This window comes from Actinoplanes sp. ATCC 53533 (assembly GCF_003947245.1).
This window is the reverse complement of the sequence record NZ_QHHV01000212.1, coordinates 26267-51594: the sequence shown is the minus strand read 5'-3', so window position 1 is coordinate 51594 and position 25328 is coordinate 26267. Positions and strand designations below refer to the sequence as shown.

Sequence of the window (25328 nt, the reverse complement as noted above, 5' to 3'; positions counted from 1 at the left end):
AGACCTGCATCGTCGCGATGATCTGCAGCAGCAGCAGGACCAGCATGATGAAACGCATCTGCGGCAGCGTGACGTGCCGCAGCCGCTGCCAGACGCTCGCGCCGTCGAGCTCAGCGGCCTCGTAAAGCTCGCCCTGGATGCCCTGCAGCGCGGCCAGGTACATCAGCGTGGCGCCGCCGAGGTTGGCCCAGGTCGAGACCAGGACCAGCGAGATCATCGCCGTGCTCGACGACTGGGTCCACTGTGACTCCGGGAGCCCGGCGCTGCGCAGCAGCGAGTTGAACAGCCCGTTGCCCGGGTCGTAGAAATAGCGCCAGAGCAGCACCGCCACGATCGGCGGCAGCATCACGGGCAGATAGACCAGCACCCGGAAGAAGCCGCTGAAGTGGCGGAACTCGTTGAGCAGCACCGCGATGAAGAACGGCAGCACGAAACCGAAGACCAGGGCGAGCCCGGTGAACAGCAGCGTGTTCCGCCACGCCGTGTAGAAGAGCGGATCGTCGAAGAGCGTCCGGTAGTTCTCCAGGCCCACCCAGTACGGCGGGACCACGAAATTGTTCTGCTGGAAGCTGAGGATCACGCCCCGGACCAGCGGATACCAGGAGAAGAAGGCGAAGCACGCGAGCCCCGCCGCCATGAACGCGTACGCCAGCAGGTTGTCCTGGATCTTCCGGCGCAGCCGGGCCGTGCGGGATTCCCGCACCTGGGCCGCGGTCAGAACCGCCATCGTCGCTCCCTGTTCGCCCGAGGCCGCCGGCGGAGGGCCCGCCGGCGGCCGGCTGATCACTTGACGCTGGCCAGGATGGAGTTGGCCTGGGTCTCCGCGTCGCTGAGCAGCTTGTCGACGTCGGCGTTCTTGTCGGTGAGCACCTTCTGCATCGCGACGTCCAGGGCGGCGTAGATCTGCTGCGCGTTCGGCGGCTCGAGCTTGACCGGGATGGTCGGCATGCCGGCCACGAACGCGGCGTAGTTCTCCTGCGGGACGTTCGCGTACTTCTTGTCGGCCGCGGCCTGGGTCTGCGCCGCCGCGCCGGTGAAGATCGCCGGCTCGGGCAGGCCGACCGGCTGGTCGGTCTCGCTGGACCACTTGTTCTCGGCCTCGTAGCGCTCCGCCGAGGTGAACCAGAAGGTCAGCCACTTGAGGCCGGCGTTGATCTTCTCGGGGCTCAGCCCCGCCTTGAACATGTAGCCCTCGCCGCCGCCCAGCGTGCCCTTGCCGTCCGGGATCGGGCCGAGGCCGTAGGTCTCGTACTTGCCCTTGTACTGGTTGACGATCGTCGGGATGTTGTCGGCGGTCGCCAGGTACATGCCGAGCTTGCCCGAGCCCATCTGCTGCAGCAGGTCGGCCCACTCCAGCAGCTGCTTCTGGCCCATCGAGTTGTCGGTCCAGCGCATGTCCTTGAGCTGCTGCAGCACCTGCTTGCCCTGCGGGCTGTTGAACGCGGCCTTCCAGGCGCCGGCGTTGTTGACCGCCATCTCGCCGCCGAGCGAGTAGAGCTCGGTGGTGAAGTGCCAGCCGCCGGTGTTGTTCTTGCTGTAGTCGCCGTAGCCGACGGTGCCGCCGCCCAGGGCGGTGATCTTCTTGGCCGCCGCGCGCACGTCGGCCCAGGTCTTCGGCGGGCTGTTCGGGTCCAGCCCGGCCTTGGAGAACAGCTCGCGGTTGTAGAGCAGACCCATCGAGTAGTTCTTGTACGGCAGGCCGTAGGTGGCACCCTTGTCGTCCTGGAACACCCGCAGCACCTCGGGCTTGAGCTGCGTGGTGATCGGGAAGTCCTTGAGGTACTTGCTGATGTCCGACACCTGGCGCTTGGCGATCAGGCTGGCCGGGTCGGTGAAGTAGACGTAGAAGACGTCCTCGAGCTGGCCGCCGGCGAGCTTGGCGGGGAACGTCTGCGGGTCCATCTTGCCCTCGCGGGCGTCGATCTTGATGTTCGGGTTGGCCTTCTCGAACTCCGCCACGTTGGCGAGGAACCGCTCGTGGGTGGCCTTCTCGGTCGCGGGCGGAAGGCCGTTGATCACCAGCGTGACCTTGCCGTCCTTGGACGCCGTCGGGGTGTCGCTGTCGCCGCACGCGGCGGCCGACATCGCGACTCCGGCAACGAGCAGCAGCCCGAGGGCGCTGCGCAGCCTGGCTATGAACATGGGGTTTACGCCCTCTCGATGCGATGTTTCGTGGCTGTGACGATACAAAGCCGAACCGGTTACCGCAATAACTGAACCAGCAGCAGAAAAAACACGACTGTGATCGCTCGGCGGGCACAAAGAAGGGCGGGCCCGAAGGCCCGCCCGGTGCAGAAGATGAATTGTCCCGCTAGTGCGGCACCCGGCCGGTGGACCCGCGGACCACCAGCTCCGGCTCGAAGAGCAGCTCGTCGGTGGTGGCCGCGGCACCCTCGATCTGGTTGACCAGGACGTCGACCGCCGCCTGGCCCATCAGCTCGATCGGCTGCCGCACGGTGGTCAGCGGCGGGTCGGTGCACGTCATCAGCACGCTGTCGTCGAAGCCGACCACCGACACGTCGCGCGGCACGTCCAGGCCGAGCCGCCGGGCGGCCCGGATCGAGCCCAGGGCCAGCACGTCGCTGGCGCAGATCAGCGCGGTGCTGCCACGCTGGATCAGCCGGGTGGCCGCCAGCCGGGCGCTCTCCATCGAGAAGTTGGTCCGCTCGACGGGCCACTCCGCCTGGGCGTCCGGCCAGCCGGCGACCTCTTTGACCGCGGCCAGCTTGCGGCGCGACGGCACGTGGTCCTCCGGGCCCAGCACCATGCCGATCCGCTCGTGCCCGAGCGAGCGCAGGTGCCCGAAGGCCTGCTCCACCGCCACCGCGTCGTCGGTGGAGATGTGCGGGAAGCCCAGGCCGTCAACGCCGCCGTTGACCATCACGACCGGCATCCGCCGGTCCAACAGCTGCCGGTAGTGCCCGTGCTCGGCCTTGGCCAGCGCGTACGAGCCGCCGGCGAAGACCACGCCGGACACCTGGTGATCCAGCAGCATCTCGACGTAGTCGCGCTCGGACACCCCGCCGATCGTGCGGGCGCACAGCGCCGGGGTGAAGCCGCGCTGCGCCAGCGACCCGGTCACCACCTCGGCCAGCGCCGGGAAGATCGGATTTTGCAGCTCGGGCAGCACCAGGCCGACCAGCCGGCCCCGCTCGCCACGCAGCTTGGTGGGCCGCTCGTAGCCCAGCACGTCGAGGGCCGTCAGCACGGACGCGCGGGTCGCCTCGGAGACGCCGCTGCGGCCGTTGAGCACCCGGCTGACGGTCGCCTCACTGACGCCGGCCTTCTTCGCCACTTCGGCGAGACGTTTGGTCACGGCGGAATCCTACGTCAGGATCCTGCAAGACCTGTACGGGACCTTTCAGTGCAGGACGAAAGCATGACCGATTTTGCGGATTCGGTCAGCTGGTGGTTGCCCGGCGGAGCGGGTCCGGGTCGCCGGGGTCGTGCTCGATAGGGCGAAATTCCCGCGAACGACCACCCCGGGATGCGATGTTGGATAGCAGGGCCGGCGAGGGGGCGGAGCAGGATGACCGACGGGCAGAGTGACGACGGCTACCAGGACGGCACCCAGCACGCCTCGGTGCACCGGCTCGCCGACGTCAGCAGCGACATGGCCACCGCGACCCGGTCGGCGGTCCGTGCCGCACAGACCGCCGTCGAGGTCATCCAGCGGCTGGAGGCCAGCAGCACCGAGATCGGCAAGGTCGTCGAGCTCATCGCCACGATCGCGAAGCAGACCAACCTGCTCGCCCTCAACGCCACCATCGAGGCGGCCCGGGCCGGCGAGGCGGGCCGCGGTTTCGCCGTGGTGGCGAGCGAGGTCAAGGACCTGGCGAACGAGACCGCGGTGGCGACCAGCGAGATCGGCGGGCAGGTCGGCGGCATCCGCAGCGACACCCAGGACGCGGTCTCGGCGATCGAGGAGATGCGCGGCCTGATCGAGGAACTGGACCGCTGCCAGCAGGTGATCAGCGGGATCGTGCTCGAACAGCAGGCCGGCTGAGCCGCTACCCCCTGGAGCCCGCTCCGGGACAGGGGCAGAATCGTGGCTATGCCGACCTATTCCCCCGGCCAGATCGCCGACAAGACCGGTTTCAGCCTCGACACCCTGCGGTACTACGAGCGGATCGGGCTGCTCGACGACATCGCCCGGACCGCCGGCGGGCAGCGGATCTTCGACGACGACGACATCGCCTGGCTCGGTATCCTGCGCTGCCTGCGCGACACCGGCATGCCGATCGCGCAGATGCGCCGGTACGCCGACCTCACCCGGGACGAGCGCACCGTACGGGAGCGGGTCGACCTGCTGGAGGAGCACGACCGGGAGATCGGCCGGCGCCTGGAGGAACTGGCCACCCAGCGTGAGCACATCCGCGGGAAGATCCGGTACTACCGGTCGCTCGACACGCCCGGTGCGGAAGAATGAGGGGATGGCCCGACGCTCAACTCGCCGCCGCACCACGACGCTGACCGGCTTCGACGACGCGAAGGCCTGCCCGTGCGGGCTCGGCCAGCCGTACGGGGAGTGCTGCGGCCCGGCGCATCGCGGCCACGCCAGCGCCACCGCGGAGGGGCTGATGCGCTCGCGCTTCGTCGCCTTCGCCCTGGACGACGCGGCGTACGTGTTGCGCTCCTGGCACCCGGACACCCGGCCGGCGCGCGTCGAGCCCGACGCGGGCCTGCGCTGGACCGGCCTCGACGTGCTGGCGGCCAGCGGTGGCGGACTGTTCGACGCCGAGGGCATCGTGGAGTTCCGGGCCCACTACACCGACGCCGGCCGACCCGGCGAAATGCACGAGCGCAGCCGCTTCGTGCGCCACGACGGTCAGTGGGTCTACTGGGGTCCGATCCTTACCGACGAGGCCCTCGCCAACATCTGACGGGTGTGATCTCCTTCAGGTGGATCATCTGAGGAGGACAGGCACGTGTCGTCGAACCAACGGCCCATCGAGGCCGGCATCGTCCGCGACTTCAAGGTCAACCTGTCGTACGGGCGCTATCTGCAGCTCGACCAGGTCCTCTCGGCGCAGCATCCGGTCAGCGTCCCGGAGCACCACGACGAGCTGCTGTTCATCCTGCAGCATCAGACCTCGGAGCTCTGGCTCAAGCTGATCCTGCACGAGCTGCGCGCCGTGCAGCGCCAGCTCGCCGCCGACGACCTGCGGCCGGCGCTCAAGGGCCTGGCCCGGGTCAAGCACATCCAGCGCTGCCTCACCGAGCAGTGGTCGGTGCTGGCCACCCTCACCCCGACGGAGTATGCCGAGTTCCGCAGCTTCCTCGGCACCTCGTCGGGCTTCCAGTCCTACCAGTACCGCGCGGTCGAGTTCATGCTCGGCAACAAGGACCACCGGATGCTGTCGATCTTCGACGACGACCCGGCGGCGCGGGCGCTGCTGGAAGCCGCGCTGGCGGCGCCGACCGTCTACGACGAGTTCCTGCGCTACCTCGCCCGCGCCGGCCACGACGTCCCGGTCGAGCTGCTGCAGCGCGACGTGACGCTGCCGCACCGCTACCACGCCGATCTGGTGCCGGTGTTCGTCAAGATCTACGAGAACGCGGATGCGAACTGGGAGGCGTACGAGGCCTGCGAGGAGCTCGTGGACCTGGAGGAGAACTTCCAGCTCTGGCGGTTCCGGCACCTCAAGACCGTGGAACGCACGATCGGTGTCAAGGTCGGCACCGGCGGCTCCAGCGGCGTGAACTTCCTGCGCAAGGCCCTCGAATTGACCTTCTTCCCGGAGCTTTACGCGGTCCGCACCGAGATCGGAGCAGTAGGCGCATGAGTGAGCGCACCGAGCGCAGGCACCGCATGAGTGACGATCTGTTGAGCCGCGCCGAGGCGCTGGACGCCGCCGACCCGCTCGCCCACCTGCGGGAGCAGTTCCTCAGCCCGGACGGCTTCGACGTCGTCTCCTACCTGGACGGCAACTCGCTGGGCCGGCCGCTGCGCGCCACCGCCCGGTTGCTCGACGAGTTCGTCCGGGAGCAGTGGGCGGGCCGGCTCATCCGCGGCTGGACGGACGGCTGGCTGGAATGGCCGCTGCGGCTCGGCGACCGGCTCGGGGCGGTCGCGCTCGGCGCCGCCGCCGGCCAGGTGGTGGTCGCGGATTCCACGACGGTGCTGCTCTACAAGCTGTCCCGGGCCGCCGTCGACGCCCGCCCCGGCCGGCGCAAGATCGTGCTGGACACCGACAACTTCCCCACCGACCGGTACGTGCTGGAGGGCATCGCCGCCGAGCGGGGCCTGACCCTGGTGTGGATCGAGACGGACCCGGCCACCGGCATCACGCCGGGGCAGGTCGCCGAGGTGGTGGACGCCGACACTGCGCTGGTGCTGTTCAGCCACGTCGCGTACCGGTCGGGCTGGCTGGCCGACGCCGCGGAGATCAACCGGATCGCGCACGCCGCGGGAGCGCTGACGCTGTGGGACCTGAGCCACTCGGCCGGCTCGGTCGCGGTCCGGCTCGACGACTGGGGCGCCGACCTGGCCGTGGGCTGCACCTACAAATACCTCAACGGCGGCCCGGGCGCGCCCGCCTTCGGCTACCTGCGCCGTGACCTGCAGGCCGAGCTGCGGCAGCCGATCCAGGGCTGGATGGGCCACCGCGCGTCGTTCGAGATGGGCCCGGGCCACGAACCGGCCGATGGCGTCCGGGCGCTGCTCAGCGGCACCCCGCCGATCCTGGCGATGGTCCCGCTGCACGCCAACCTCGACATGCTGGCCGAGGCCGGCATCGAGGCGGTACGCGCCAAGTCGGTGCTGCTCACCGGGTATGTGCTGGAGCTGGCCGACCGCTGGCTGGCGCCGCTGGGCGTCGAGGTGGTGAGCCCGCGCGAGCCGGAACAGCGCGGCGGGCACGTGACGTTGCGCCGGGCCGGCTTCGAGCAGCTGCTGGAGAGCCTGTGGGACAACGGCGTCATCCCGGACTACCGGCGCCCGGACGGCATCCGGATCGGCCCGGCGCCGCTGAGCACCAGCTTCACCGAGGTGCATCGCGGGCTGAGCGTGCTGCGGACCCTGCTGGAGAAGCAGCTGTGACCCCGGCGGGCCCGGAGTGGTTGCTGCCGGACTCGCTGTGGTGGGACGGGCGCCTGCAAACTGGCGTCGCCCTCGGCCCGCGCCGGGAGGTCGTGCCGGTCGCCGCGGTGCCGGCGGGTGCGGCGCGGCGCCGGATCCCCGGGACAGTGTTGCCCGGCCTGTGCGACGCGCATGTGCATTCCGCGCTCGTGGAGTTGTCGGCTGTGTGGGCCGGCGGCATCTCGTCGGTCTGGGACCTGGGCGGCGCGCCGGCGACGGTCGCGGCCGTGGCGGCCCGCGGTGCGCCAGCCGTACGATATGCGGGTCCGTTTTTGATCGCACCCGGCGGCTATCCCAGCGACCGCGGGTGGGCTCCCGCCGGCAGTTGCCGCGAGGTGCGGTCGGCGGCGGACGCGGCCGAGGCGGTGGGCGAGGCGCAGGCCGGGGGCGCCACTCTGATCAAAGTGACCGCCCACGCCGGCGGGCCGTTGCTGAGCGACGCGACGCTGGCCGCGGTGGTCGACGCCGCGCACCGGGCGGGCCTGCCGGTGGTCGTGCACGCGGAGGGAGCCGGCACGGTCGCCGCGGCGTATGCGGCCGGAGCCGACTATCTCGCGCACACTCCCTGGACAGAGGCGCTCGACGAGGGCCTGATCCGGGAGAGTGCGGACCGGATGACCTGGATCAGCACGCTGGACATCCACGGCTGGGGCAGCCCGACGCCGGAGCAGGACGTGGCGATCGACAACCTGCGGCGTTTCCTCGGCCAGGGCGGGAAAGTCCGCTACGGCACCGACCTGGGCAACGGCCCGCTGCCGCTCGGTGTCAACCCACGCGAGCTGCGCGCGCTGCGACGGGCGGGCCTTCCCCCGTCCGACATCCTGACCGCGATGACCGAAACCGACCATGGTGATCCGGCCTGGTTGCCGGCCGGCCTGGACCTGGCGCCGGCCACCTTCGCGGACTCGCTCGCCACCGCCCGCGTCCTCACCGACTCCGTGCGGCCGCGCCTCTGAGCGAGAACGGGTCAGAGGGTGACGGTTTCGCCGGTGGTCGCGCTGATCCGGGCGGCGTCCAGGACGTCCATGTTGCGGACCGAGTCCCACGGGTCGACCGGCGCCGGCGCCTCCCCGCGCACCGCCGCCGCGAACGCCGGGTAGTACGAATCCCACCGGCCGCGCTCGCTGCGCACCGGCGCGCCCGTCGCGCCCCGGTAAAGCCGGCCCCACGTGTGCTCCGGCTCGACGCCCCAGCGCTCGGCCAGCACGGCGGGGGAGCGGCCGGCCTTCAGCGCCGCCTCCTGGCCGTCGATGCCGTCGACGATGTAGGTGCCGGTCGTGCCGCTGACCCGCAGGCGCGGGCCGGGCGCCGCCTGCCGCCAACTGCCCCACAGGTGCGACTCGACGCCGCTGGAGTGGTGCAGGGCCACGAAGACGTCGTCGTCCAGGTCGCCGTCGCCGCGCAGTTCCGCGTACACCCGGGTGGCCGGGCCGAAGAGCAGGTGGGCCTGGTCGACCAGGTGCGCGCCGAAGTCGAGCAGGGTGCCGCCGCCCGCCGCGGGCGGCTCCCGGTCGGGGGCCCAGCGCTCGAAGCGGGACTCGAACCGGCGGATCTCGCCCAGCGCGCCCTCGCCGATCAGCCGGCGCAGGGTGAGCAGGTCGGAGTCCCAGCGGCGGTTCTGGTAGACGCTGAGCAGCACGCCCGCCTCCGCCGCCAGGGTGGTGACCTCGCGGGCCGCCTCGGCGTCGAGGGCGAACGGCTTGTCCACCACCACGGCCAGGCCGAGGGTGATCGCCTCGCGGGCCAGGCCGGCGTGCGTGTCCGCCGGGGTCGAGATGGTGACGGCCTGGACGCCCGCCGCGGCGAGGTCGGCCAGCGAGTCGTACGCGGCGACCTCCGGGTGGTTCTTGGCCAGTTCGGCGCGCCGGTCGGCGGAGCGCGTCACCACGCCCGCGAACTCGACACCTTCCGCCCCCGCGAGCAGGGGTGCGTGAAAGATCCGCCCGCCCGAGCCGTACCCCACCAAGCCGATCCGCGTAGCCGTCATGGACCGGATCCTACGTCGCGCGATCTTCGGCGGTCCGGGCACCGGCGGTCCTGGCCATGCCACCTGCGGGCCGTCACCCGATCGGTGAAGGTTTCGGGAATTCATCCTTCCCGTGTCGGAAGGTTGACGACCGTTCACACCGGGGCCCGCGCCGAGCGACTATCGGTGCCATGGAGCCCGCACAGCTGGACCGCACCCCGTTCGCGGACCTCGACGCCATGCCACCGGACATGTTCGCCATGCTGGTGGCGGCGCTTGAGGGCATGTCGCGCCACCCGGAGATCCGCCGGGTCCGGGACACCGCCTGGCAGGCGCTGCGCCCGGCCTCCGGCCAGCGACTGCTCGACGCCGGCTGCGGCGCCGGTGACGTCGCCCGCGCGCTGGCCGGCGCGGTCGCCCCGGGCGGCGAGGTGGTGGCCCTGGACTATTCCGCGGCGACGCTGGCCGCGGCCCGCGAGCGCCACGACGGCGGCGACATCCGGTACGTGACCGGCAACGTCTCCGCCCTCGACCTGGAGGACGACAGCTTCGACGGGGTCTGGTGCGAGCGGGTGCTGCAGCACGTGGACGACGCCGACGTGGCGATCGGCGAGCTGATCCGGGTGACCCGCCCCGGTGGCCGGGTCTGCCTGCTGGACACCGACTGGGGCTCGCTGGCCTTCGACGGCGTCGACCCGGGCCTGGCGCAGACCATCGTCGGGCACATGCACGGGCGGCTCACCCCGCGACAGCTCGACATGGGCCGCACCCTGCGCCGCCGGCTGGTCGGCTACGGGCTGCACGACATCAGCGCCACCCCGGTCACCTGCTACTTCCCCGATCCGGCCTCGGCGGCGGTGGTGCTGCCGATGGTCAACCCGAACGTGCCGCAGGAGTCCTGGATGACCCCGAACGGCCTGCGCGAGCGCTGGTTCGACCAGGTCGACCAGGCCGGCGAGAACGGCGAGTTCCTGGCGGTGCTGACCATCTGGGTGGTCGCCGCCACGATCTGAGGGGCCGGCCGAGGGTGAGATGCCCGCGATGTTCAGGCACAACTCCTTCACGGTGGCGAGGCCCTCGACCGAGTTGCCTAATCCGAGCGCGGGCAGCGTGGACAGGATCTGCCTCTCGCGGGACGGTTCCTTGGGCAGTGGTGTCCTCTCTTCGACATCACTCCTCGAGCAACTGGACGCTGTGAGCTATTTCGAGCGGCACCTCTCGGGGCACGTCGCTGTGGGCGCGAATGAAGACCGTGACGCGCTGCGGACCGGCAACCTCGAGAGCCGTGGTGTAGGACGTCTTGTCGTTGTCGTCAAAGGTCACGAGTCGCGCCGGGTGGCCCCCCACCACAACCGGCACCTCATGCAATCCCGGTCGCCCGGTGTCCGCGTCCAGCGAGGGCGCGAACGGGCCCTGGTCCACCAGCACGAACAGTCCGCCGCCCTCGAAGACCGCGCTCTTGGAGTCGATTGCTGTCGACTCACGTGGAGCGAGGACGGCCGGAAGGTCGAGGCTCACGGCCCCGACACGCGCGTGAAACCGCCGCTCGAAAGTAGTCATCTGGCCAGCTTCACAAGAAAGAGAACTTTGACCGAGCCTGCACCTGGCCGGCCCGGCAGAGAAGACGGAAGTACACCTTCGGACATCCGGGGTAGTCCCCACCCGTGATCAGAACCCGTACGCCTTGACCGCGGCCGGCTGCGAGCGGATCTTCGCTCAGCTTCCAACGGGTGGGACGTGCGGGAGCACCTTGCCCGACACCTGGGAGGGGCCCATCATGTCGTTGCCGCCGAATGCGAGCGTGATGCGAAGGCCCCTGTTGCCGCCTGCCGCCGGAACCTTTCCGGAAATCCAGCACGTGTGCCCGTTGGTGAGGTGCCTGGTCATGATGGGGAGGCGCTTCCTGCCGACCACCGCGCCGTCGCGGCGAACGACGGCCACGATGCTTCCGTGACAGGCGGCCTTCCTGGACACGGTACGGGGAACGATGATTTCGCTCATGAGCACGACCGTCCGACGAGCGGCGTAGGCGCTCTGGATCCGGATGTCGCTCATGGGCTTCTCGTCGCCTGGAGCGGGGGACGGGCCGGCGGCCTGGGCGGCGACCGCGGGCGCCAGCCCGAGAACCGCACCCGCGATGAGGCTGCACGCGGTCATGAGGGTTTTCCTGATCATGGGTGCCCTATCGGCACGATCCATCGCCAACTTGAGACCTGCGGGCAAAGGCAAATGGGAATGTGCGCCATGCTCCAGCATGTGCACCCTTTCAGTCCGGATGAGCCGGTTCGAGTCCGGTAGCGTGGCGCCCGGACAGCGGCCAGGAGTCCGGAGCGGAACGGTGACTGACAGCGGCGACGGTCGACGACCATGCTGCTGTCGTCCGGGTATGGTGGCGGCATGAGTTGCTTCGCTGCCATGCACATCCGCACCGCCGCCTAACGGCGGTAGCGCGGTTGCCTTCAACTGCGGCCTCATAGCTGCCCCGTCCGGGTCAGCGCCAGGCACACCGCCGGATCAGTGTCCCGCCGGCAGCCAACCCGCGTGTCTCACTGTGCTGCCGGATCGTCCTGTGATCCGGAGAGCGAACCCATGTCGCAAAAGTTCGATCCGACCCGTCAAGATGGTTTTCCTTGCGTGTCCGAGGTATTCCCTGCCAGCGCCGACAAGCTGGGCGCGACCACCGCGCAAGCTGAACCGAGGCAGAGCAGGCGGACCGAACCCGCCGAGCTTCTCCTCATGGTCGGGCTTCCTGGTGCTGGAAAGACCACCCGGGCCGAAGAGCTTGCCGCAGCGCACCACGCGCTGCGAATGACCCCGGACGAGTGGATGATCTCCCTGTTCGGCGAGCCGGAGGCCGAGGGCAAGCGCGACCTGCTGGAAGGGCGGCTCATCACGCTGGCTCTGCGAGCGCTGCGTCTGGGGACCAACGTCGTGCTCGACTTCGGGCTCTGGAGCCGCGACGAACGCTCGGCACTGCGCTGGCTGGCCGCATCCGCCGGGGCAGCCTGCCAAGTGATCTATCTGCCCATCGACCCCGACGTTCAACGCGCCCGGATCGCCCACCGCCAGGCCACCGCCCCGCACACGACCTTTCCGATGAGTGAGGCGGACATCGACACATGGCGCAAGCAGTTCCAGGCGCCGGATGCCGCCGAACTCGGTGGCGATGACATCCCCGGCCCGCCACCGGGGTGGCTGGACTGGCCGGGGTGGGCGGCGGACCGATGGCCTTCGCTTGCGAACGGCAACTCCTCCAAGGCGTGGAGGCGACATCTGCCGGCGGTCGAGTGACGGATCCTTTGACGCCGGCACGCAACGCCCGCTGTGCGCGGCCAGATGAGGAAGCTATCTGCCGGACAGTCGCTGTGGTCCGTGATCCCGGCGGCTCGTAGCGTAGGCCCGTGGGACGCCAAGCGACACTTTGGCCGACATCGCGTGGGTGGCAGCCGCCTCGATCACCCGCGACGGAGACTGCATCGAATTCCGTGACGACGACGAGGGAGACCCCAAGTGGTCGGATCTGGCCACCGCCTTCTACGTCGAGATTTCGCCGTTCGTTCGCTCGGGAGTCGTCCACGTGGCGGGCGAAGACCGTGCGCGCTGGTCCTACACCTACGCCGGCGGGACGATCACGCAACAGGGTCGGAACGGTTGGGATGGCTCGATTGAGCCCTTCGGCGAATATGTGGAGGTTTACCACTGAATTCAATTCCCTGGCGCTTCCCGGATTCCCCCACGCGCCAGCCAAGGACGGATTCCCGCGCGGTCTTCAACAGCGCCTTCCGACTCAACCAGCAAGATTTCCGCCTGGCGGCGGAGTGCTCCGGCGGAGTGCGGCTCAGGAATCGCTATGACGCTGAAGCAGCTTTCGAACCAGCTCGCACCCAGAAGCACCGCACCATCGATGGAGTGCATCCAGAATTCAGGAACACCCCAGCCACCGCCTAGCACCCTGGCCTCGGCTCCTCGACCCACTAGATCCCATCGGTCCGCCAAGCGCACTCGAAACCATGCACCGAATGCGCCCGTGTCTTTTTCGGTGGGAACTGCGAGCAGGAAAGATCCTTCGCTGTCGAACAGGGAGAACTGCCGAGCCAGTTCGAGCCAGGCAGCGTTTCCCTTTTGGATACGGTCGGGATCTGAATCGTCAACAGGACGATCCAGTCGCCCGCTGTCCGGGCCGCATCCGGTCGCAGCCCAGACAACCTCCACCGGAGTGACAGGAGTCTCGCCGAGGCGCCAGATCTCGATCGCCTCGATGCCCGCCAACGAGAGCCGCCGGAGACGTTCCGAAAGTTCCACGCGAAGAGCCTCCTTGAATATGCCTTCTCAAGCTAGTCGTGCAGCTCACGGTCGGTGCGGTCGGACCGGTGGTCGATGGGCGCGAGGCTCTAGGTGGGACCGGCCCCGAAGCCCCAGTCGGAGGCCTGGCCATGTTGTCCTACCCCCGCCATGATCTCGTTGTCGAGCCGATGCCTAGAGCCGGTCCTGGCCGTCCGTGCGGCGGAAGTGCTGGCGTTTCTTCTCGTCGCGGGCCACGAAGCCGAGCCGGGCCAGCTCATCGCGCAGTTCCCGGGCGTCGTCGCCGTCGCCCCGGTCCAGGGCCTGCTGGCGTGCTGCGAAGAGGGCCGCCGCCTCCGCCGGGACATCCGGCAGGTCCGGCACCCAGCGGCGGTAGGAGCCGGCGTACGGGTCCTGCTCCGCCCAGGCCGTGCCGAAGGCCGGTGCCAGCCGCGCGGGTGCCAGGTGGGACGGCTCCCGGGCCAGTTCCCGCCCGGTCCGCCCGAGCAGCACGAGCTGATCACCCTCCCGGTAGGCCACCGCGACCTCGCCGCGTGGCACTGTGCGGGTCTTTCCCGGCCGGGTCAGCGTCACCTCGGTGCCCGAGATCCGCACGGTCAGCGACTCCTGGTCGATCAGGGCGGCCAGCACCAGCCCGGCGATCGCGCCGAGCAGCAGCGCGCCGATCGTCGCACCGGGCTCGGGGAGGCGGTCCACCGCGCGCAGCGGCCCGCGCATCGGCGCCCACGGCAGGCGCAGGAGCCACTCCGGCAACTGGTGCACCACCCAGCCCAGCCCGGCCCCGGCCGCCGGCACGGTCGCCCAGACCGCCAGGCGGGCCCACCAGGGTGTCGCCACGATCGTCTCGTTCATCACGCCTGCAGAGTCTTCGGACCACGGCCGGCTCGCCGCTAGCGGCAGCGGTCGCACCCGCGTCGACCAAAGTCGACGCGGTGGCCGACTACCGGCCACTGCGTGCGCCGCCCGCGACGCGTACGGTCCAGTCATGAGGCGCTGGCTGGTCGAGGCGGCCCTGGCCGCCGTCGCCGTGGCCATGGGCAGCTTCTTCCTGTGGACCACCCTGAACGAGGGCGACAACTGGCCGATCGAGGTCGAGCTCGTCGCCGGTGCCGTGGCGGTCGCCGCCCTGATCCGGTACAGGCGCAGCCGCCCGGTCGCGCTCGCGGTCGCGCTGATCGTGTTCGGCCTGCTCTTCGGGCTGCCCATGGGCGCCACGGCCATCGCCTTGTTCTCGGTCGCGCTGTATCGCCCCGCCCCCGTCGCGGCGGCCGTCACCGCGCTCCACGCGGTCACGCTGGCGACCGTCTACCTGATCGCGCTCGGTCCCACCCGCACCTACTGGGAGGCGACGATCTTCCTGGTGCTGCTGCACGTCATCCTGGTCGCGATCGGGATGCTGATCCGCGCCCAGCGCCAGCTCGTCCGGTCCTGGGCCGAGCGGGCGCGGGAGGCCGAGCAGGGCGAGGAACTGCGCGTCGACCAGGCCCGGCTGGCCGAGCGGGAGCGGATCGCCCGGGAGATGCACGACGTGCTGGCCCACCGGATCTCGCTGCTGGCTGTGCACGCCGGTGCGCTGGAGGTGCGCCGGGACGCGCCGGAGAGCGAACGGGCGGCGGCCGGGGTGATCCGGCAGTCCGCGCACTCGGCGCTGGAAGAGTTGCGTCAGGTCATCGGGATGCTGCGGGAGCCAGCCCAGGACCGGCCGCAGCCGACGCTCGCCGACGTGCCCGCGCTGGTCGAGCAGTCCCGGGAGGCCGGGGTACGGGTGGAGCTGGAACTGGCCGCCGCCGGGGTGCCGGCCGGGGTGGGCCGGCACGCCTACCGGATCGTGCAGGAGGCGCTGACCAACGCCCGCAAGCACGCCCCCGGCACCCGGGTGCGGGTGGCGGTCACCGGCCACGCCGAGCAGGGCCTGGTGGTGGAGGTCGGCAACCCGCTGCGGTCCGGTGGGCCGACGCTGCCCGGCTCGGGCACCGGCCTGGTGGGCCTGCGCGAACGGGTCCAGCTCGCCGGCGGCCGGCTGGACCACGGCCCGACCGCGAACGGCGAATTCGAGCTGAGAGCCTGGCTGCCATGGAATCCCTGACCCCGGTGCGGGTGCTGCTGGTCGACGACGACGCGCTGGTCCGGGCGGGACTGACCATGATGCTCGGCGCGTTCGAGGGCATCGAGGTGGCCGGTGCGGTCACGGACGGCACCGAGGTCGCCGCCGCCGTCAACAGTCACCGCCCGGACGTGGTGCTGATGGACATCCGGATGCCCGGCATGGACGGGCTCACCGCGACCGAGTCGTTGCGCGCCCGCCGGGATCCGCCCGAGGTGATCGTGCTGACCACCTTCGACACCGACGCCCACGTGCTGCGGGCGATGCGGGCCGGGGCCAGCGGCTTCCTGCTCAAGCACACCCCGCCGGCGGAGATCGCCGACGCGGTGCGGCGGGTGGCGGCGGGCGAGCCGATGCTGTCGCCCGAGGTGCTGCGCCGGATGATGAACCACGTCGCCGCCGCCGAGCTGAATCCGGGACGGGACCGGGCCCGCGCGGCGCTGCAGCGCCTCAGCCCGGGCGAGCGCGACGTCGCGCTGCTCGTCGCGCAGGGCCGCACCAACCAGGAGATCGGTACGGCGCTGCGGATGAGCACGGCCACGGTCAAGGCGTACGTGTCGCGCATCCTCACCAAGCTGGACCTGTCGAATCGCGTGCAGGTGGCCCTGCTGGTGCACGACGCCCGTTAGACGACGGGCACCATCGCGGCGAGCAGCTCGTCGAGCGGGAAGCTGGCGAAGCCCACCCGGACGTCGCTGGCCCCGTACGGCAGCCAGAACCGGCCCCCGTGCAGGAGCCCGCCGCAGGAGTAGACGACGTTCGGCACGTACCCCTCGCGCTCGGTCTCGTCGGGCTCCAGCAGCCCGTGCGGCAGGTCGGCGATGACCCGCTCCGGGGTGTCGAGGTCGAGCAGCATCGCGCCGATCGCGTACCGCCGCATCGGGCCCACCCCGTGCGTCAGCACGAGCCAGCCCGCCGGGGTCTCCACCGGCGACCCGCAGTTGCCCACCTGGATGAGGTCCCAGCCGCGGTGCGGGTTGAGCAGCGGAACCGCGTCCTGCCAGCGGTTCTGCTCGTCGCGGGTGCTCAGCCCGAGAGTCTCGCCGTCGGAGCGGCACAGCGCCAGGTGCCGGCCGTGCACCGAGCGCGGGAACAGCGCCATGCCCTTGTTGCGGGCCGCCGGGCCGCGCAGCGCGGTGACCTCGAAGTGCCGCAGGTCGCGGGTGTGCATCATCCGGCCGCCGATGTGCCGCCCGTCGTACGCCGTGTAGGTGGCGTGGTAGGCCGTGCGCCCGTCGGGCTCCTCGACCTGCACGAACCGGGCGTCCTCCATGCCGTTGCTCTCGGCCGGCGTGGCCGGCCAGAGCACCCGCTCGTGCAGCGGCACGGTGGCCGGGAAGGTCACCGCGTAGTCGCTGGCCACGATGCGCCGGATGGCTTCCAGGGTCTCGTTGGCGGTGGGCCGGGCCAGCAGTTCGCCGGGCAGATGGCCGAGGACGTCCTCGAACTCCTCGTCGTCGTAGCGCTCGGGCAGCGAGGACAGCACGGTCGCGGTGATCTCGTTGTCCAGGTCCTCCTCGGCCAGGCCCGCCGCGAGCAGGTCGCACTGGTGCTTGGCGCCGACCCGCTGGCCGATCATCAGGGGCCCGTCGCGGTTCTCGAGCCGGATCCGGTCGTCCGGGCCGAGCACGGCCGAGCAGAAGCCGATCGAGGAGATGTGCCCCTCGCCGATCTGCCGCAGGCTGATCGCCGCCCGCAGCTCACCGGGCGCGAGGCCGCTCTGGTCGGGGTGCGGCACCATCGACGGGTTGCACAGGGCCGCCGCCTCGACGGAGAACTCGTGGCTGAAGTAGGCCCCGATCAGCGCGCGGGCGGTCGGCGACAGCTCGATGTCCGTCGGCACGCGGTGGTGCACCAGGTCGTAGTGGTGCTGGAAGGTGGCACAGATGTCGTGGTGGCGCCCGGAGAAGCGGCTCAGCACGTCGTCCAGCAGCCGGGTGATCTCGTCCTCGTCGAGCTGCAGGATCCGCTCGATGATCAGCGATGCGCGGTTCTGCCCGAGCTGGGCGTCCTCGCCGGGCACGAAGAGCTTGATGACGACCCGGCGGCCGTCGGGTTGCATCGTGAGGGCGTGCCGCAGGGCGATCGACGTGGTCCGGACGTCGCGAGGATCCAAGGTCGCGGTCATGCTAGTCCTCCGCCTGACGGTCGTCGGGTCGCGCTCCGGCCCGCCAGCGCGCGTGCGTGCTGCAGGGTGGAGATGAGCGCGAGGGTGGATTCGGCGCCCTGGTTAAGATTAGGGCCATTTGGCGTCAAACCGTCATATCCGCCACCCGTCAGGGGGTCGTACATGACGGCGCCGGAGTCGTTGTCGCCCAGGAACCAGGCGATGGCCTGGAACAGCGGCGCGTCCCAGCGTTCGTCGCCGGTCACCGCGCCCGCGGTGGCGCAGGCGTCGGCGATCGCGGCCGCCTCGATCGGCTGCTGGTCGTAGCGGTGCTGGGGCACCCCCGGCCGCCACCCGCCCACCGGGACGGTGGAGAGGTGGCCCTGGTGCTCCTGCATCCGGCACAGCCAGCTCAGCATCCGCAGCCCGTCGCCGAGCAGCGGTTCGTCGCCGAGCAGGTCGCCGGCCTGGATGAGCACCTCGGCCAGGGCCGGGTTGGCGTAGGTCAGCTCGCGCTCCGGCCACACCCACGCCGGGTCGGAGCCGGGCAGCCCGACCACCGTGGCCGCGTCGCCGAGCAACTCGGCCGCCGCGCCGGACCGCGGATCGGCCCGCAGCACCTCGGCCGCGCCCAGCCCGGCGAAGGCCATGGCCCGCGGCCAGGGGGAGCGCTGGCGCACCGCGACGGCGAACGCCGTACGGGCCTCGGCCCGGATCCACGGCACCGGGCAGCGCCCGGCGGCCGTGCCCAGACCCCACACCGCGCGGCCCCACCAGTCACCCAGGCCCGGCTCGTCCCGCCAGCGCCGGTCGTAGCCGAGCCGGTTGCGGCAGGTGCCGTCCGGGGTCAGCGCATGGGTGAGGAAAGCCAGGTAGCGCTCGGCCAGCCCGGCCACCAGCGCGGTCGGCTGCGGTTCGCGGCAGGCGAGCAGCAGACCGCGGGACACGTCGTCCACGCAATAGCCGTGCTCGCGCCGGGCGATCGCGTGCCGGGCGTGTTCGAACAGCCCGGTGTCGTCGGAGATCCGGGCGATCTGGGACCAGTTGGGTTCGGGCGCGTCCATGAGCCGGACCGGCGGCGGCACGAGCCGCAGGGCGACGCTCACGCGGGAACGGGCGCGGTGGCGGGCGTGCGGTCCCGGACCAGGCGCGAGGCGAGAGCCTGATAGCGGGCGGCCACGGCGGGCCAGCGCAGGGTCGGACCGCCGCCGAGCCCGCTCAGCTGGTGCGCCGCGTCCGGGCTGGACAGCAGGTGCCGGATCGCGGCGGCCATCGCCTCCGGATCCTGGTGCGGTACGAGCAGGCCGGGGCCATCGGCGAGCAACTCCACGGCGTGCGGGAACTCGGTGGCCACCACGGGCACGCCGGCGCCGACCGCCTCGATGAGCACACCCGAGGTGACCTGCTCGGTGGAGTCGTACGGCAGCACCACCACGTCGGCCGAGCGGATCAGCCGGCTCAGCGTCGCCTGGTCGTAGTAGACGTCGTCCCATCGCACGGCGTCCGTGACGCCGAGGTCGGCGGCCAGCGCCTTGAGCGACTCCCGGTAGACGTCGCCGTGGTGTTCGAGCACCTTGGGGTGGGTCCGTCCGGCGACCGTGTAGGTGGGCATCGGATCGAGGTCACGCAGCAGGGCCAGCGTGCGCAGCGCCCACTCGATGCCCTTGCCGGGGCCGAGCAGCCCCCAGGTGAGCAGGTGCGGGATGTCGTGGGCCGCGGGCGGGGCGCTGGAGTGGCTGCCGGCGCCGTGCGGAATGACGGTCACCTTGCGGGTGTCGATCCGGTAGCCGGTGGTCAGCCGCCGGCGTGCGGTGTCGGTCATGGTGACCACCGCGTCGGCGGCCGCCACGATCCGTTCCAGCACCGAGCGCTGGGTCATCGACGGCGCGCTCAGCACGGTGTGCAGGACGACGATCGTCGGGATCTTGACGGCGCGCAGCAGCGGCAGCACCTCGTCGCCGTCGACGCCGGGGTAGATGCCGTACTCGTGCTGCACGATCGCGACGTCGAAGCGGTTGAGCGCGTTCGCCGCGGCCATCCAGCCGCCGGTGGTGTCGGTGGACCAGGTGTGCGCCACCCGCGGCGCCGTACGGTCGATCGCCAGACCGCCCCCGGCGGCATCGGCGGAGAGCAGCCGGACCACCCCGTGGCCGGGCGCTCCGCCCGTCAGGTGACTGGCGAGCGCCGCGTTGAACGTCGCCAGGCCGCACTGGGTGGGGGGATAGGTGCTCAGGAAACCGTAGGTGGCGGGCATTGACGGGCCCTTTCTGGTCAGGTGGGCTGCCTCCCCGCAGCACGGATCAGCGCGCGCGGGGGTGGAGCGTGACCGCACGCTTCAACTTTCGGCGGCGTCTGACTTAAGAAATGCCGCAATTCGGTAATAAGACATTAACAAGAACGGCTGTTCAGTCGGCCAACTCCCGGTAAATCGCCAGGTAGTCGTCGACCATGCGGTCGGCGGAGAAGCGCGACCGGGCCCGCGCCCGGCAGGCCGCCCGGTCCAGCCCCGCGATGCCCGCCACCGCGGCCACCGCCTGGTCGACGTCGTCGACCAGGCGGCCGGTGAGACCCTCGTCCACGACCTCGGGCATCGAGCCCTTGCGGTACGCGACCACGGGCGTCCCGCAGATCATCGACTCGACCACCGACAGCCCGAACGGCTCGGCGAACAGGATCGGGTGCAGCAGCGCGGCGCTGCCACCGAGAACGGTGGCCCGTTCCCGCGGCCCGACCGAGCCGAGATAGACCACCCGGTCGCCGTCGATGTGCGGTTCCACCTGCTCGGCGAAGTAGCGCTGGTCCTGCACGATGCCGCAGAGCGTCAGCCGGCGCCCGGCCCGGCGGGCGATCTCGATGGCGGTGTGCGTGCCCTTGTCCGGATGGATGCGCCCGAAGGCCACCAGGCCGTCCCCGCCGGCCGGGTCGAACGGCAGCCCCTCCAGGTCGACTCCGTGGTAGACGGTGGCGACATAGTCGAGGTCGGGGGAGCGGTCGGCGTCCGAGATGGAGACGTAGTGCGACCGGCCCCGGCGGTACGCGGGCAGGATGTTCGCCCCCGAGAAGCCGTGCACCGTGGTCAGCATCGGCGCCCGGCAGTGCTCGGAGAACGCCAGCGGTAGCCAGTCGATGTGGTTGTGCACCAGGTCGAAGTCGCCGGAGCGGGCCAGGGCGTACGAGACGTGCAGCGCCTCCCAGACCCGGCCGTCGATCTCCGGGGTGTCCTCGTAACCGCTCGGGCAGATGCCGTCGAGGGTGGCCTTGGTGACCGAGTCGAGCGTCGCGAACAGCGTCACGTCGATCCCGCGTGCGGTCAGGCCCTCGGCGAGCAGACTGGTGATCAGCTCCCAGGGTCCGTAGTGAACCGGCGGCGTGCGCCAGGCGATCGGTCCGAGCAGGGCGACCCTCATGCGCCCCAGTATGGGAGTGGAACCGGTGTTTCGCGGGAGGTTCCCGTGTTAAAGAGTGACTATGCAGAACCCCTGGTGGCACAGCGCAGTCGTTTACCAGATCTATCCGCGGAGCTTCGCCGACGCCGACGGGGACGGCATGGGCGACCTGCGCGGCATCATCGAGCACCTGGACCACATCGCGGGCCTGGGCGTCGACGTGATCTGGCTGTCCCCGGTCTATCCCTCCCCGCAGGACGACAACGGCTACGACATCAGCGACTACCAGGACATCGAGCCGGTGTTCGGCACGCTGGCCGACTTCGACGAACTGCTGGCCGGAGTGCACGCCCGCGGCATGAAACTGGTCATGGACCTGGTCGTCAACCACAGCTCGGACGAGCACCCGTGGTTCGTCGAGAGCCGGTCCGGCAAGGCCAGCCCGAAGCGGGACTGGTATTGGTGGCGCCCGGCCCGCGAGGGCATGGAACCGGGCTCCCCCGGTGCGGAACCGACCAACTGGGGCTCGGCCTTCGGCGGCTCGGCCTGGGAGTACGACGCGGCCAGCGGCGAATACTTCCTGCACCTGTTCAGCCGCAAGCAGCCCGACCTCAACTGGGAGAACCCGGCGGTCCGCGAGGCGATCTACGCCATGATGAACTGGTGGCTCGACCGGGGCGTGGACGGCTTCCGGATGGACGTCATCGACCACATCTCCAAGGACACCACGCTGCCGGACGGGGCGCTGCGACCCGGGACGCCGTACGGCGACGGTGGCCCGCACTACCTGAACGGTCCCCGTAACCACGAGTTCCTGCACGAGATGCACCAGCGGGTCTTCGCCGGCCGCGACGAGTTGCTGACCGTCGGCGAGATGCCGGGCGTCACGGTGGACGAGGCGGTGAAGTACACCGACCCGGCCCGCGAAGAGGTCGACATGGTCTTCCAGTTCGACCACGTGTGGGCCGACCGCGGCGCCGACCCGTGGGTGCTCTACCCGCTGCGGCTCACCAACCTCAAGGCGATCTTCGGGCGCTGGCAGGCCGGGCTCGCCGAGGTCGGCTGGAACAGCCTCTACTGGAACAACCACGACCAGCCCCGGGTCGTCTCCCGCTTCGGCGACGACAGCCCGCGATATCGGGAGCGCTCGGCGAAGATGCTCGGCGCGGTGCTGCACCTGCACCGCGGCACGCCGTACGTCTACCAGGGCGAGGAACTGGGGATGACGAACACGCCGTTCGCCTCCATCGCGGACTTCCGGGACATCGAGGCGCTCGGCCACTACGCCCAGGCGGTGGAGCACGAGGGCCGCTCACCCGAGGATGTGCTGACCGTGCTGCGGGCCAGGAGCCGGGACAACGCCCGTACGCCGATGCAATGGAACGCCTCGCCGCAGGCCGGCTTCACCAGCGGCACGCCGTGGCTGGCGGTCAACCCGAACTATCCGCAGATCAACGCCGAGTCCGCGGTCAAGGACGAGGAGTCGGTCTACCACTTCTACCGCAGGCTGATCGAGCTGCGGCACGAGGAGCCGGCGGTCGTCTACGGCGACTTCACCATGCTGCTGCCGCACGACGAGCGGCTGTACGCCTTCACCCGGGCTCACGGCGACACGACCCTGCTGGTCATCGGCAACTTCTCGGCCGAGACCGTACGGGCGGAGATCGACGACGCCGCGGCGTGGGAGACAGCGGAACTGCTGCTCACCAACGCCACGCCGCCGCAAGATCTGGTCCTGCAACCGTGGCAGGCCGTCATCTACCGCGCGGTCAGGCGGTGATGGTGTCCCAGGAGAAGGCCAGCAGCGCGAAGGCGGCGCCGAGCAGGGCCAGCGAGATGCCCCGGGTGCCGATCGGCAGCGCCGCGAGGACGAGCAGGATGACGGCGATGACGTAGAAAAGACCCTGGATGCTCATTGGTGTTCCTCAATTCGTGTGGGGGGTGCGGCGCGCCATGTACCCCCCACCCGCGGTGAGCTAAACAACCGTGACCATCCCGATGCACGCGACGGCGACGTTCGGGTCAGGTCACGGCGGCCGGGGGTGGCGCTCGGCGGGCTCGCGGTGCAGCGCAGCAGACCGTCCGCGTCGGCCAGCTTCGCCACGTCCGCGTGACCGACCTATCCGACGGACAGCTACACCTCGGCGAACAGGTCACACCGCTGGCCCTCGCGGTCCGTACCCCGGAGGGAACCAGACCCGGCAGGGTCCCGTCCATCACCGGCTCGTTCTAGGTGGGCAGTCGCGTCCACTGTGGCCAGTCCGGTATCCACGTCGTGGTCCTGACGGCCGATATGTCGTGGAACTCCAATCGGCGGCGCGTGGGGCGCGCATGCGAACTGGCGATGTCGCCTGTTGGCTCACCGCGTCCCAACTCCGGAGCGGTGGACCCGCACATGGAGACAACAGTCGACGTGGCGGGGAGCCCGGCTCATACCGGATGGGGATCGACATCGGCACGTTCGAGGGGAGGTGCTGGCTGAACTCCGGGACGGTGCCGATCGGTCGCGCACCATGGACGAGGTGGTCGGTCGACAATGGGTGGCATGACGATCGATGGACATCTGGCCCGGATCCGCGAGGTGCGGCACCGGCTCGCCGGCGAAGGGCCGGTGTGGACGCGGCAGCGGGACAAGGACTTCGAGGTGGTCACGCTGCCCGAGCGCGACTGCGACCTGCTCCGCGACCTGTTCATAGCCGAGCGGGTCGAGACGGTGGTCGAGGTCGGGCTCGCCTACGCCAGCTCCGCGCTCGCGATCGGTGAGGCGCTGGTCGCGGTCGACCGGCCGCGCCCGCGGCATGTCATCGTCGATCCGTTTCAGCGGACGGTCTGGTCCGATGTCGGCTGGGAGCTGATGCGGTCCGCGGGGCTGGAGCCGATCGCCAGCCTGCTGACCGAGTGGTCGTCGATCGCCCTGCCGCAGCTCGTCACGGCCGGCCTGGTCGTCGACGCGGCGTTCGTGGACGGCAGCCACCGCTTCCACGAGGTGTTCGTCGACCTGTACTTCCTGCGGAAGCTCGTCCGGCCCGGCGGCCTGGTGGTCCTCGACGACACCGGGTGGCCGTCGGTGGGCACCGCGGTGCGCTACTACGAGCGAAATCTGGGCTGGGCCGCGATCCCCGATGCTTTCGCCGGCGGCACCCCGGACCGGTGCCGGGCGTTCCGCCTGCCCGATTCCCTGACCGAGCCGCCCTTCGAGCAGTTCCAACCGTTCTGAGAGGGGCGGTCATCCGTCAGGGCTGCGCCGGGCGGAGGTCGCGAGCCGCTCGGCGAGTGCTACGACGAGGCACCGAGCAACCGTGCGATCAGGCTGGCCGTCGTCGGGGCGCCAGATCTTCGCAGTGCTGTGACGGTCGACTCGTCGGTGGCGCCCTTGAGTGAAGAGACTGCCGTTCGGTGGACGGCGAGCATCTGCGGGCCGTACTCGACCACGAGCCGACTGAGCAACTGGTCTGGAGTGAGCACCTCAAAGCCCAGAGCTTCGACGATATGTGCGGGGAAGTCCTTGATGTTTGAGGTGCACAACACAGTTGCCTCAGCGGCGAGAGACGCTGCCAAAACGTGGCGGTCGTCCTCGTCGGGGAGCGACACCTCGTGCAGTCTGCGCCAATGCTCCTCGTCAGGCTCTACCTCGGCGTACGGGAAAGCGCGGTTCATCGCGCCTACCAGTCGCTGAGCGGCTGCCTGGTCGAAGCCTTCCACGTTCTCCATGAGGTGTTCGGTGACCTCGGCAAGGATCTGCGAGCTCCAGGCGACGGCGACAATCTCCTGGTCGGCCGCGTAGAGCAGATAATCACGCAGGACCCTGGAGTAGAGCACGTTCGCATCGGCGAGGACGACTCGGACGAGATCGGTCTCGTCGGCGACGCCGCTCATTCAGTCAGGCCCAGTTCGTTCTGCACGGCAGCCAGCTCAGCCATCGCCCCGCGCCGTCGCTCGCGCTCTGCCTCAAGGAACGCCCTGATTGAGGAGACACGGATGCGGTGGTGCGTGCCGACCTTGCGAGACTCCAGTAGGCCGCGGTCCATCAGCTTTCGGACCTGGGGGCGCGACATCGCCAGCAGGACCGCCGCCTCGGTCGGGCTGACTTCGGCGTTTGCCGGAGAAACGACGATCTCCTCGCCGCGCGCTCGAGCATCAACCAACCGCGACACCAACTCAGCTGTCTCCCGCGACATCGCCACGTTCACTTCGTTACCCGGCTCGGCCAGGGCACGATGAAGAGCCGCGGCATCACGCATCAGCAAGTCCGTCATGGCCAGCCCCTTAACTGCTCTAACTGCTCTAACTGTAGCAAGTGTAGCCGGCCGTACGTGGCTGCTCAGCGGTTGTCGCCGCTGCCGCCCAGCACGCCGCGGTGCTGGCGGCTGGCCAGGTTGGCC

At 70.4% G+C, this 25328-nt stretch carries 28 protein-coding genes; 13 read left to right on the top strand and 15 right to left on the bottom strand.

Going from position 1 to position 25328, the window contains the following annotated elements; translation table 11 throughout:
* The 3 genes from DMB66_RS48560 to DMB66_RS48550 all read right to left on the bottom strand — a co-directional run.
* Positions 1-727, bottom strand: a 727-nt coding sequence (locus DMB66_RS48560; RefSeq protein WP_148112838.1) for a carbohydrate ABC transporter permease, incomplete at its 3' end; no start/stop codon positions are given.
* A 56-nt stretch (positions 728-783) separates the two neighbouring features.
* Positions 784-2142 carry an ABC transporter substrate-binding protein gene (locus DMB66_RS48555; RefSeq protein ID WP_125810892.1) on the bottom strand — a complete coding sequence of 453 codons (1359 nt, stop codon included), beginning with the start codon at positions 2140-2142 and terminating at the stop codon, positions 784-786.
* 169 nt (positions 2143-2311) lie between these two features.
* A complete protein-coding gene (locus DMB66_RS48550; protein WP_125810891.1) occupies positions 2312-3316 on the bottom strand; it encodes a LacI family DNA-binding transcriptional regulator in 1005 nt (334 codons plus the stop codon).
* A gap of 213 nt (positions 3317-3529) precedes the next feature.
* On the opposite strand from DMB66_RS48550, the gene DMB66_RS64740 reads away from it, so the two are divergent.
* Genes DMB66_RS64740 through DMB66_RS48520 form a run of 6 tightly spaced genes read left to right on the top strand, consistent with a single transcriptional unit; the run spans position 3530 to position 8037 of the window.
* Positions 3530-4006, top strand: coding sequence for a methyl-accepting chemotaxis protein (locus DMB66_RS64740; RefSeq protein WP_125810890.1), 477 nt, complete (start codon positions 3530-3532; stop codon positions 4004-4006).
* Positions 4007-4054: 48 nt separating this feature from the next.
* Complete coding sequence (locus DMB66_RS48540; RefSeq protein ID WP_125810889.1) at positions 4055-4429, top strand: MerR family transcriptional regulator; 375 nt, start codon at positions 4055-4057, stop codon at positions 4427-4429.
* A gap of 4 nt (positions 4430-4433) precedes the next feature.
* On the top strand, positions 4434-4883 hold the full coding sequence (locus tag DMB66_RS48535; protein WP_125810888.1) for a YchJ family protein: 450 nt from the start codon (positions 4434-4436) through the stop codon (positions 4881-4883).
* A 45-nt stretch (positions 4884-4928) separates the two neighbouring features.
* Positions 4929-5786, top strand: a complete 858-nt coding sequence (locus DMB66_RS48530) for a tryptophan 2,3-dioxygenase (protein ID WP_125810887.1) — start codon at positions 4929-4931, stop codon at positions 5784-5786.
* Entirely contained in the window at positions 5783-7042 is a 1260-nt protein-coding gene (gene kynU, locus DMB66_RS48525; RefSeq protein WP_233625370.1) for a kynureninase, read from the top strand. The genes DMB66_RS48530 and kynU overlap by 4 nt, the downstream gene beginning before the upstream one ends.
* On the top strand, positions 7039-8037 hold the full coding sequence (locus DMB66_RS48520; protein WP_233625369.1) for an amidohydrolase family protein: 999 nt from the start codon (positions 7039-7041) through the stop codon (positions 8035-8037). Before kynU ends, DMB66_RS48520 begins: the two co-directional genes overlap by 4 nt.
* A gap of 11 nt (positions 8038-8048) precedes the next feature.
* Here the strand turns inward: DMB66_RS48520 and DMB66_RS48515 are convergent, their stop codons facing one another.
* Positions 8049-9068 carry a Gfo/Idh/MocA family oxidoreductase gene (locus DMB66_RS48515; RefSeq protein ID WP_125810886.1) on the bottom strand — a complete coding sequence of 340 codons (1020 nt, stop codon included), beginning with the start codon at positions 9066-9068 and terminating at the stop codon, positions 8049-8051.
* A 170-nt stretch (positions 9069-9238) separates the two neighbouring features.
* Here DMB66_RS48515 and DMB66_RS48510 point away from each other — a divergent pair, with 170 nt between their 5' ends.
* Positions 9239-10060 (top strand): methyltransferase domain-containing protein, encoded by an 822-nt coding sequence (locus DMB66_RS48510; RefSeq protein WP_125810885.1) that lies wholly within the window; start codon positions 9239-9241, stop codon positions 10058-10060.
* A gap of 157 nt (positions 10061-10217) precedes the next feature.
* Here the strand turns inward: DMB66_RS48510 and DMB66_RS48505 are convergent, their stop codons facing one another.
* Positions 10218-10607 (bottom strand): hypothetical protein, encoded by a 390-nt coding sequence (locus tag DMB66_RS48505; protein WP_125810884.1) that lies wholly within the window; start codon positions 10605-10607, stop codon positions 10218-10220.
* Between the two features lie 156 nt (positions 10608-10763).
* Complete coding sequence (locus tag DMB66_RS48500; protein WP_125810883.1) at positions 10764-11303, bottom strand: hypothetical protein; 540 nt, start codon at positions 11301-11303, stop codon at positions 10764-10766.
* A gap of 333 nt (positions 11304-11636) precedes the next feature.
* Here DMB66_RS48500 and DMB66_RS48495 point away from each other — a divergent pair, with 333 nt between their 5' ends.
* Both DMB66_RS48495 and DMB66_RS48490 read left to right on the top strand, forming a co-directional pair.
* Positions 11637-12338: an ATP-binding protein gene (locus DMB66_RS48495; protein ID WP_233625368.1), complete on the top strand. Its 702-nt coding sequence runs from the start codon at positions 11637-11639 to the stop codon at positions 12336-12338.
* A 130-nt stretch (positions 12339-12468) separates the two neighbouring features.
* Positions 12469-12750, top strand: coding sequence for a hypothetical protein (locus DMB66_RS48490; protein WP_125810882.1), 282 nt, complete (start codon positions 12469-12471; stop codon positions 12748-12750).
* 2 nt (positions 12751-12752) lie between these two features.
* Here DMB66_RS48490 and DMB66_RS48485 read toward each other — a convergent pair whose 3' ends face one another.
* The gene (locus DMB66_RS48485; RefSeq protein WP_125810881.1) at positions 12753-13349 is read right to left on the bottom strand and encodes a hypothetical protein; all 597 of its coding nucleotides are present in this window, start codon (positions 13347-13349) and stop codon (positions 12753-12755) included.
* A gap of 174 nt (positions 13350-13523) precedes the next feature.
* On the bottom strand, positions 13524-14204 hold the full coding sequence (locus DMB66_RS48480; RefSeq protein ID WP_125810880.1) for a hypothetical protein: 681 nt from the start codon (positions 14202-14204) through the stop codon (positions 13524-13526).
* Between the two features lie 130 nt (positions 14205-14334).
* Here DMB66_RS48480 and DMB66_RS48475 point away from each other — a divergent pair, with 130 nt between their 5' ends.
* Positions 14335-15435 carry a sensor histidine kinase gene (locus DMB66_RS48475; protein WP_125810879.1) on the top strand — a complete coding sequence of 367 codons (1101 nt, stop codon included), beginning with the start codon at positions 14335-14337 and terminating at the stop codon, positions 15433-15435.
* Positions 15423-16082, top strand: coding sequence for a response regulator transcription factor (locus tag DMB66_RS48470; RefSeq protein WP_125810878.1), 660 nt, complete (start codon positions 15423-15425; stop codon positions 16080-16082). Before DMB66_RS48475 ends, DMB66_RS48470 begins: the two co-directional genes overlap by 13 nt.
* On the opposite strand, the gene DMB66_RS48465 is transcribed toward DMB66_RS48470, so the two are convergent.
* The 4 genes from DMB66_RS48465 to DMB66_RS48450 all read right to left on the bottom strand — a co-directional run bounded on the left by DMB66_RS48465 (position 16079) and on the right by DMB66_RS48450 (position 20967).
* Positions 16079-17581: a glycoside hydrolase family 130 protein gene (locus DMB66_RS48465; RefSeq protein ID WP_125810877.1), complete on the bottom strand. Its 1503-nt coding sequence runs from the start codon at positions 17579-17581 to the stop codon at positions 16079-16081. The genes DMB66_RS48470 and DMB66_RS48465 overlap by 4 nt on opposite strands.
* Positions 17578-18666 (bottom strand): glycosyltransferase, encoded by a 1089-nt coding sequence (locus DMB66_RS48460; protein ID WP_125810876.1) that lies wholly within the window; start codon positions 18664-18666, stop codon positions 17578-17580. Before DMB66_RS48460 ends, DMB66_RS48465 begins: the two co-directional genes overlap by 4 nt.
* Complete coding sequence (locus tag DMB66_RS48455) at positions 18663-19814, bottom strand: glycosyltransferase (protein WP_125810875.1); 1152 nt, start codon at positions 19812-19814, stop codon at positions 18663-18665. Before DMB66_RS48455 ends, DMB66_RS48460 begins: the two co-directional genes overlap by 4 nt.
* Before the next feature lie 151 nt (positions 19815-19965).
* The gene (locus tag DMB66_RS48450; RefSeq protein ID WP_125810874.1) at positions 19966-20967 is read right to left on the bottom strand and encodes a glycosyltransferase family 4 protein; all 1002 of its coding nucleotides are present in this window, start codon (positions 20965-20967) and stop codon (positions 19966-19968) included.
* A gap of 61 nt (positions 20968-21028) precedes the next feature.
* Between DMB66_RS48450 and DMB66_RS48445 the strand changes: the two genes are divergently transcribed.
* Positions 21029-22726 carry an alpha-glucosidase gene (locus DMB66_RS48445; protein ID WP_125810873.1) on the top strand — a complete coding sequence of 566 codons (1698 nt, stop codon included), beginning with the start codon at positions 21029-21031 and terminating at the stop codon, positions 22724-22726.
* Here DMB66_RS48445 and DMB66_RS63120 read toward each other — a convergent pair.
* A complete protein-coding gene (locus DMB66_RS63120) occupies positions 22716-22862 on the bottom strand; it encodes a hypothetical protein (RefSeq protein WP_199753071.1) in 147 nt (48 codons plus the stop codon). The genes DMB66_RS48445 and DMB66_RS63120 overlap by 11 nt on opposite strands.
* A gap of 629 nt (positions 22863-23491) precedes the next feature.
* On the opposite strand from DMB66_RS63120, the gene DMB66_RS48440 reads away from it, so the two are divergent.
* Positions 23492-24163 (top strand): class I SAM-dependent methyltransferase, encoded by a 672-nt coding sequence (locus tag DMB66_RS48440; RefSeq protein WP_125810872.1) that lies wholly within the window; start codon positions 23492-23494, stop codon positions 24161-24163.
* Positions 24164-24222: 59 nt separating this feature from the next.
* On the opposite strand, the gene DMB66_RS48435 is transcribed toward DMB66_RS48440, so the two are convergent.
* A complete protein-coding gene (locus DMB66_RS48435; RefSeq protein ID WP_125810871.1) occupies positions 24223-24822 on the bottom strand; it encodes a putative toxin-antitoxin system toxin component, PIN family in 600 nt (199 codons plus the stop codon).
* Positions 24819-25202, bottom strand: a complete 384-nt coding sequence (locus tag DMB66_RS48430; RefSeq protein WP_125810870.1) for a helix-turn-helix domain-containing protein — start codon at positions 25200-25202, stop codon at positions 24819-24821. Before DMB66_RS48430 ends, DMB66_RS48435 begins: the two co-directional genes overlap by 4 nt.
* Between the last annotated feature and the right edge of the window lie 126 nt (positions 25203-25328).

Bases quoted from the DNA above. Each gene is read 5' to 3' on its own strand.
- DMB66_RS48555 (WP_125810892.1), bottom strand. From the start codon at position 2,142: ATGTTCATAGCCAGGCTGCGCAGCGCCCTCGGGCTGCTGCTCGTTGCC.
- DMB66_RS64740 (WP_125810890.1), top strand. From the start codon at position 3,530: ATGACCGACGGGCAGAGTGACGACGGCTACCAGGACGGCACCCAGCAC.
- DMB66_RS48540 (WP_125810889.1), top strand. From the start codon at position 4,055: ATGCCGACCTATTCCCCCGGCCAGATCGCCGACAAGACCGGTTTCAGC.
- DMB66_RS48535 (WP_125810888.1), top strand. From the start codon at position 4,434: ATGGCCCGACGCTCAACTCGCCGCCGCACCACGACGCTGACCGGCTTC.
- kynU (WP_233625370.1), top strand. From the start codon at position 5,783: ATGAGTGAGCGCACCGAGCGCAGGCACCGCATGAGTGACGATCTGTTG.
- DMB66_RS48515 (WP_125810886.1), bottom strand. From the start codon at position 9,068: ATGACGGCTACGCGGATCGGCTTGGTGGGGTACGGCTCGGGCGGGCGG.
- DMB66_RS48510 (WP_125810885.1), top strand. From the start codon at position 9,239: ATGGAGCCCGCACAGCTGGACCGCACCCCGTTCGCGGACCTCGACGCC.
- DMB66_RS48505 (WP_125810884.1), bottom strand. From the start codon at position 10,607: ATGACTACTTTCGAGCGGCGGTTTCACGCGCGTGTCGGGGCCGTGAGC.
- DMB66_RS48500 (WP_125810883.1), bottom strand. From the start codon at position 11,303: ATGCTGGAGCATGGCGCACATTCCCATTTGCCTTTGCCCGCAGGTCTC.
- DMB66_RS48495 (WP_233625368.1), top strand. From the start codon at position 11,637: ATGTCGCAAAAGTTCGATCCGACCCGTCAAGATGGTTTTCCTTGCGTG.
- DMB66_RS48475 (WP_125810879.1), top strand. From the start codon at position 14,335: ATGAGGCGCTGGCTGGTCGAGGCGGCCCTGGCCGCCGTCGCCGTGGCC.
- DMB66_RS48470 (WP_125810878.1), top strand. From the start codon at position 15,423: ATGGAATCCCTGACCCCGGTGCGGGTGCTGCTGGTCGACGACGACGCG.
- DMB66_RS48465 (WP_125810877.1), bottom strand. From the start codon at position 17,581: ATGACCGCGACCTTGGATCCTCGCGACGTCCGGACCACGTCGATCGCC.
- DMB66_RS48455 (WP_125810875.1), bottom strand. From the start codon at position 19,814: ATGCCCGCCACCTACGGTTTCCTGAGCACCTATCCCCCCACCCAGTGC.
- DMB66_RS48450 (WP_125810874.1), bottom strand. From the start codon at position 20,967: ATGAGGGTCGCCCTGCTCGGACCGATCGCCTGGCGCACGCCGCCGGTT.
- DMB66_RS48445 (WP_125810873.1), top strand. From the start codon at position 21,029: ATGCAGAACCCCTGGTGGCACAGCGCAGTCGTTTACCAGATCTATCCG.
- DMB66_RS63120 (WP_199753071.1), bottom strand. From the start codon at position 22,862: ATGAGCATCCAGGGTCTTTTCTACGTCATCGCCGTCATCCTGCTCGTC.
- DMB66_RS48440 (WP_125810872.1), top strand. From the start codon at position 23,492: ATGACGATCGATGGACATCTGGCCCGGATCCGCGAGGTGCGGCACCGG.
- DMB66_RS48435 (WP_125810871.1), bottom strand. From the start codon at position 24,822: ATGAGCGGCGTCGCCGACGAGACCGATCTCGTCCGAGTCGTCCTCGCC.
- DMB66_RS48430 (WP_125810870.1), bottom strand. From the start codon at position 25,202: ATGACGGACTTGCTGATGCGTGATGCCGCGGCTCTTCATCGTGCCCTG.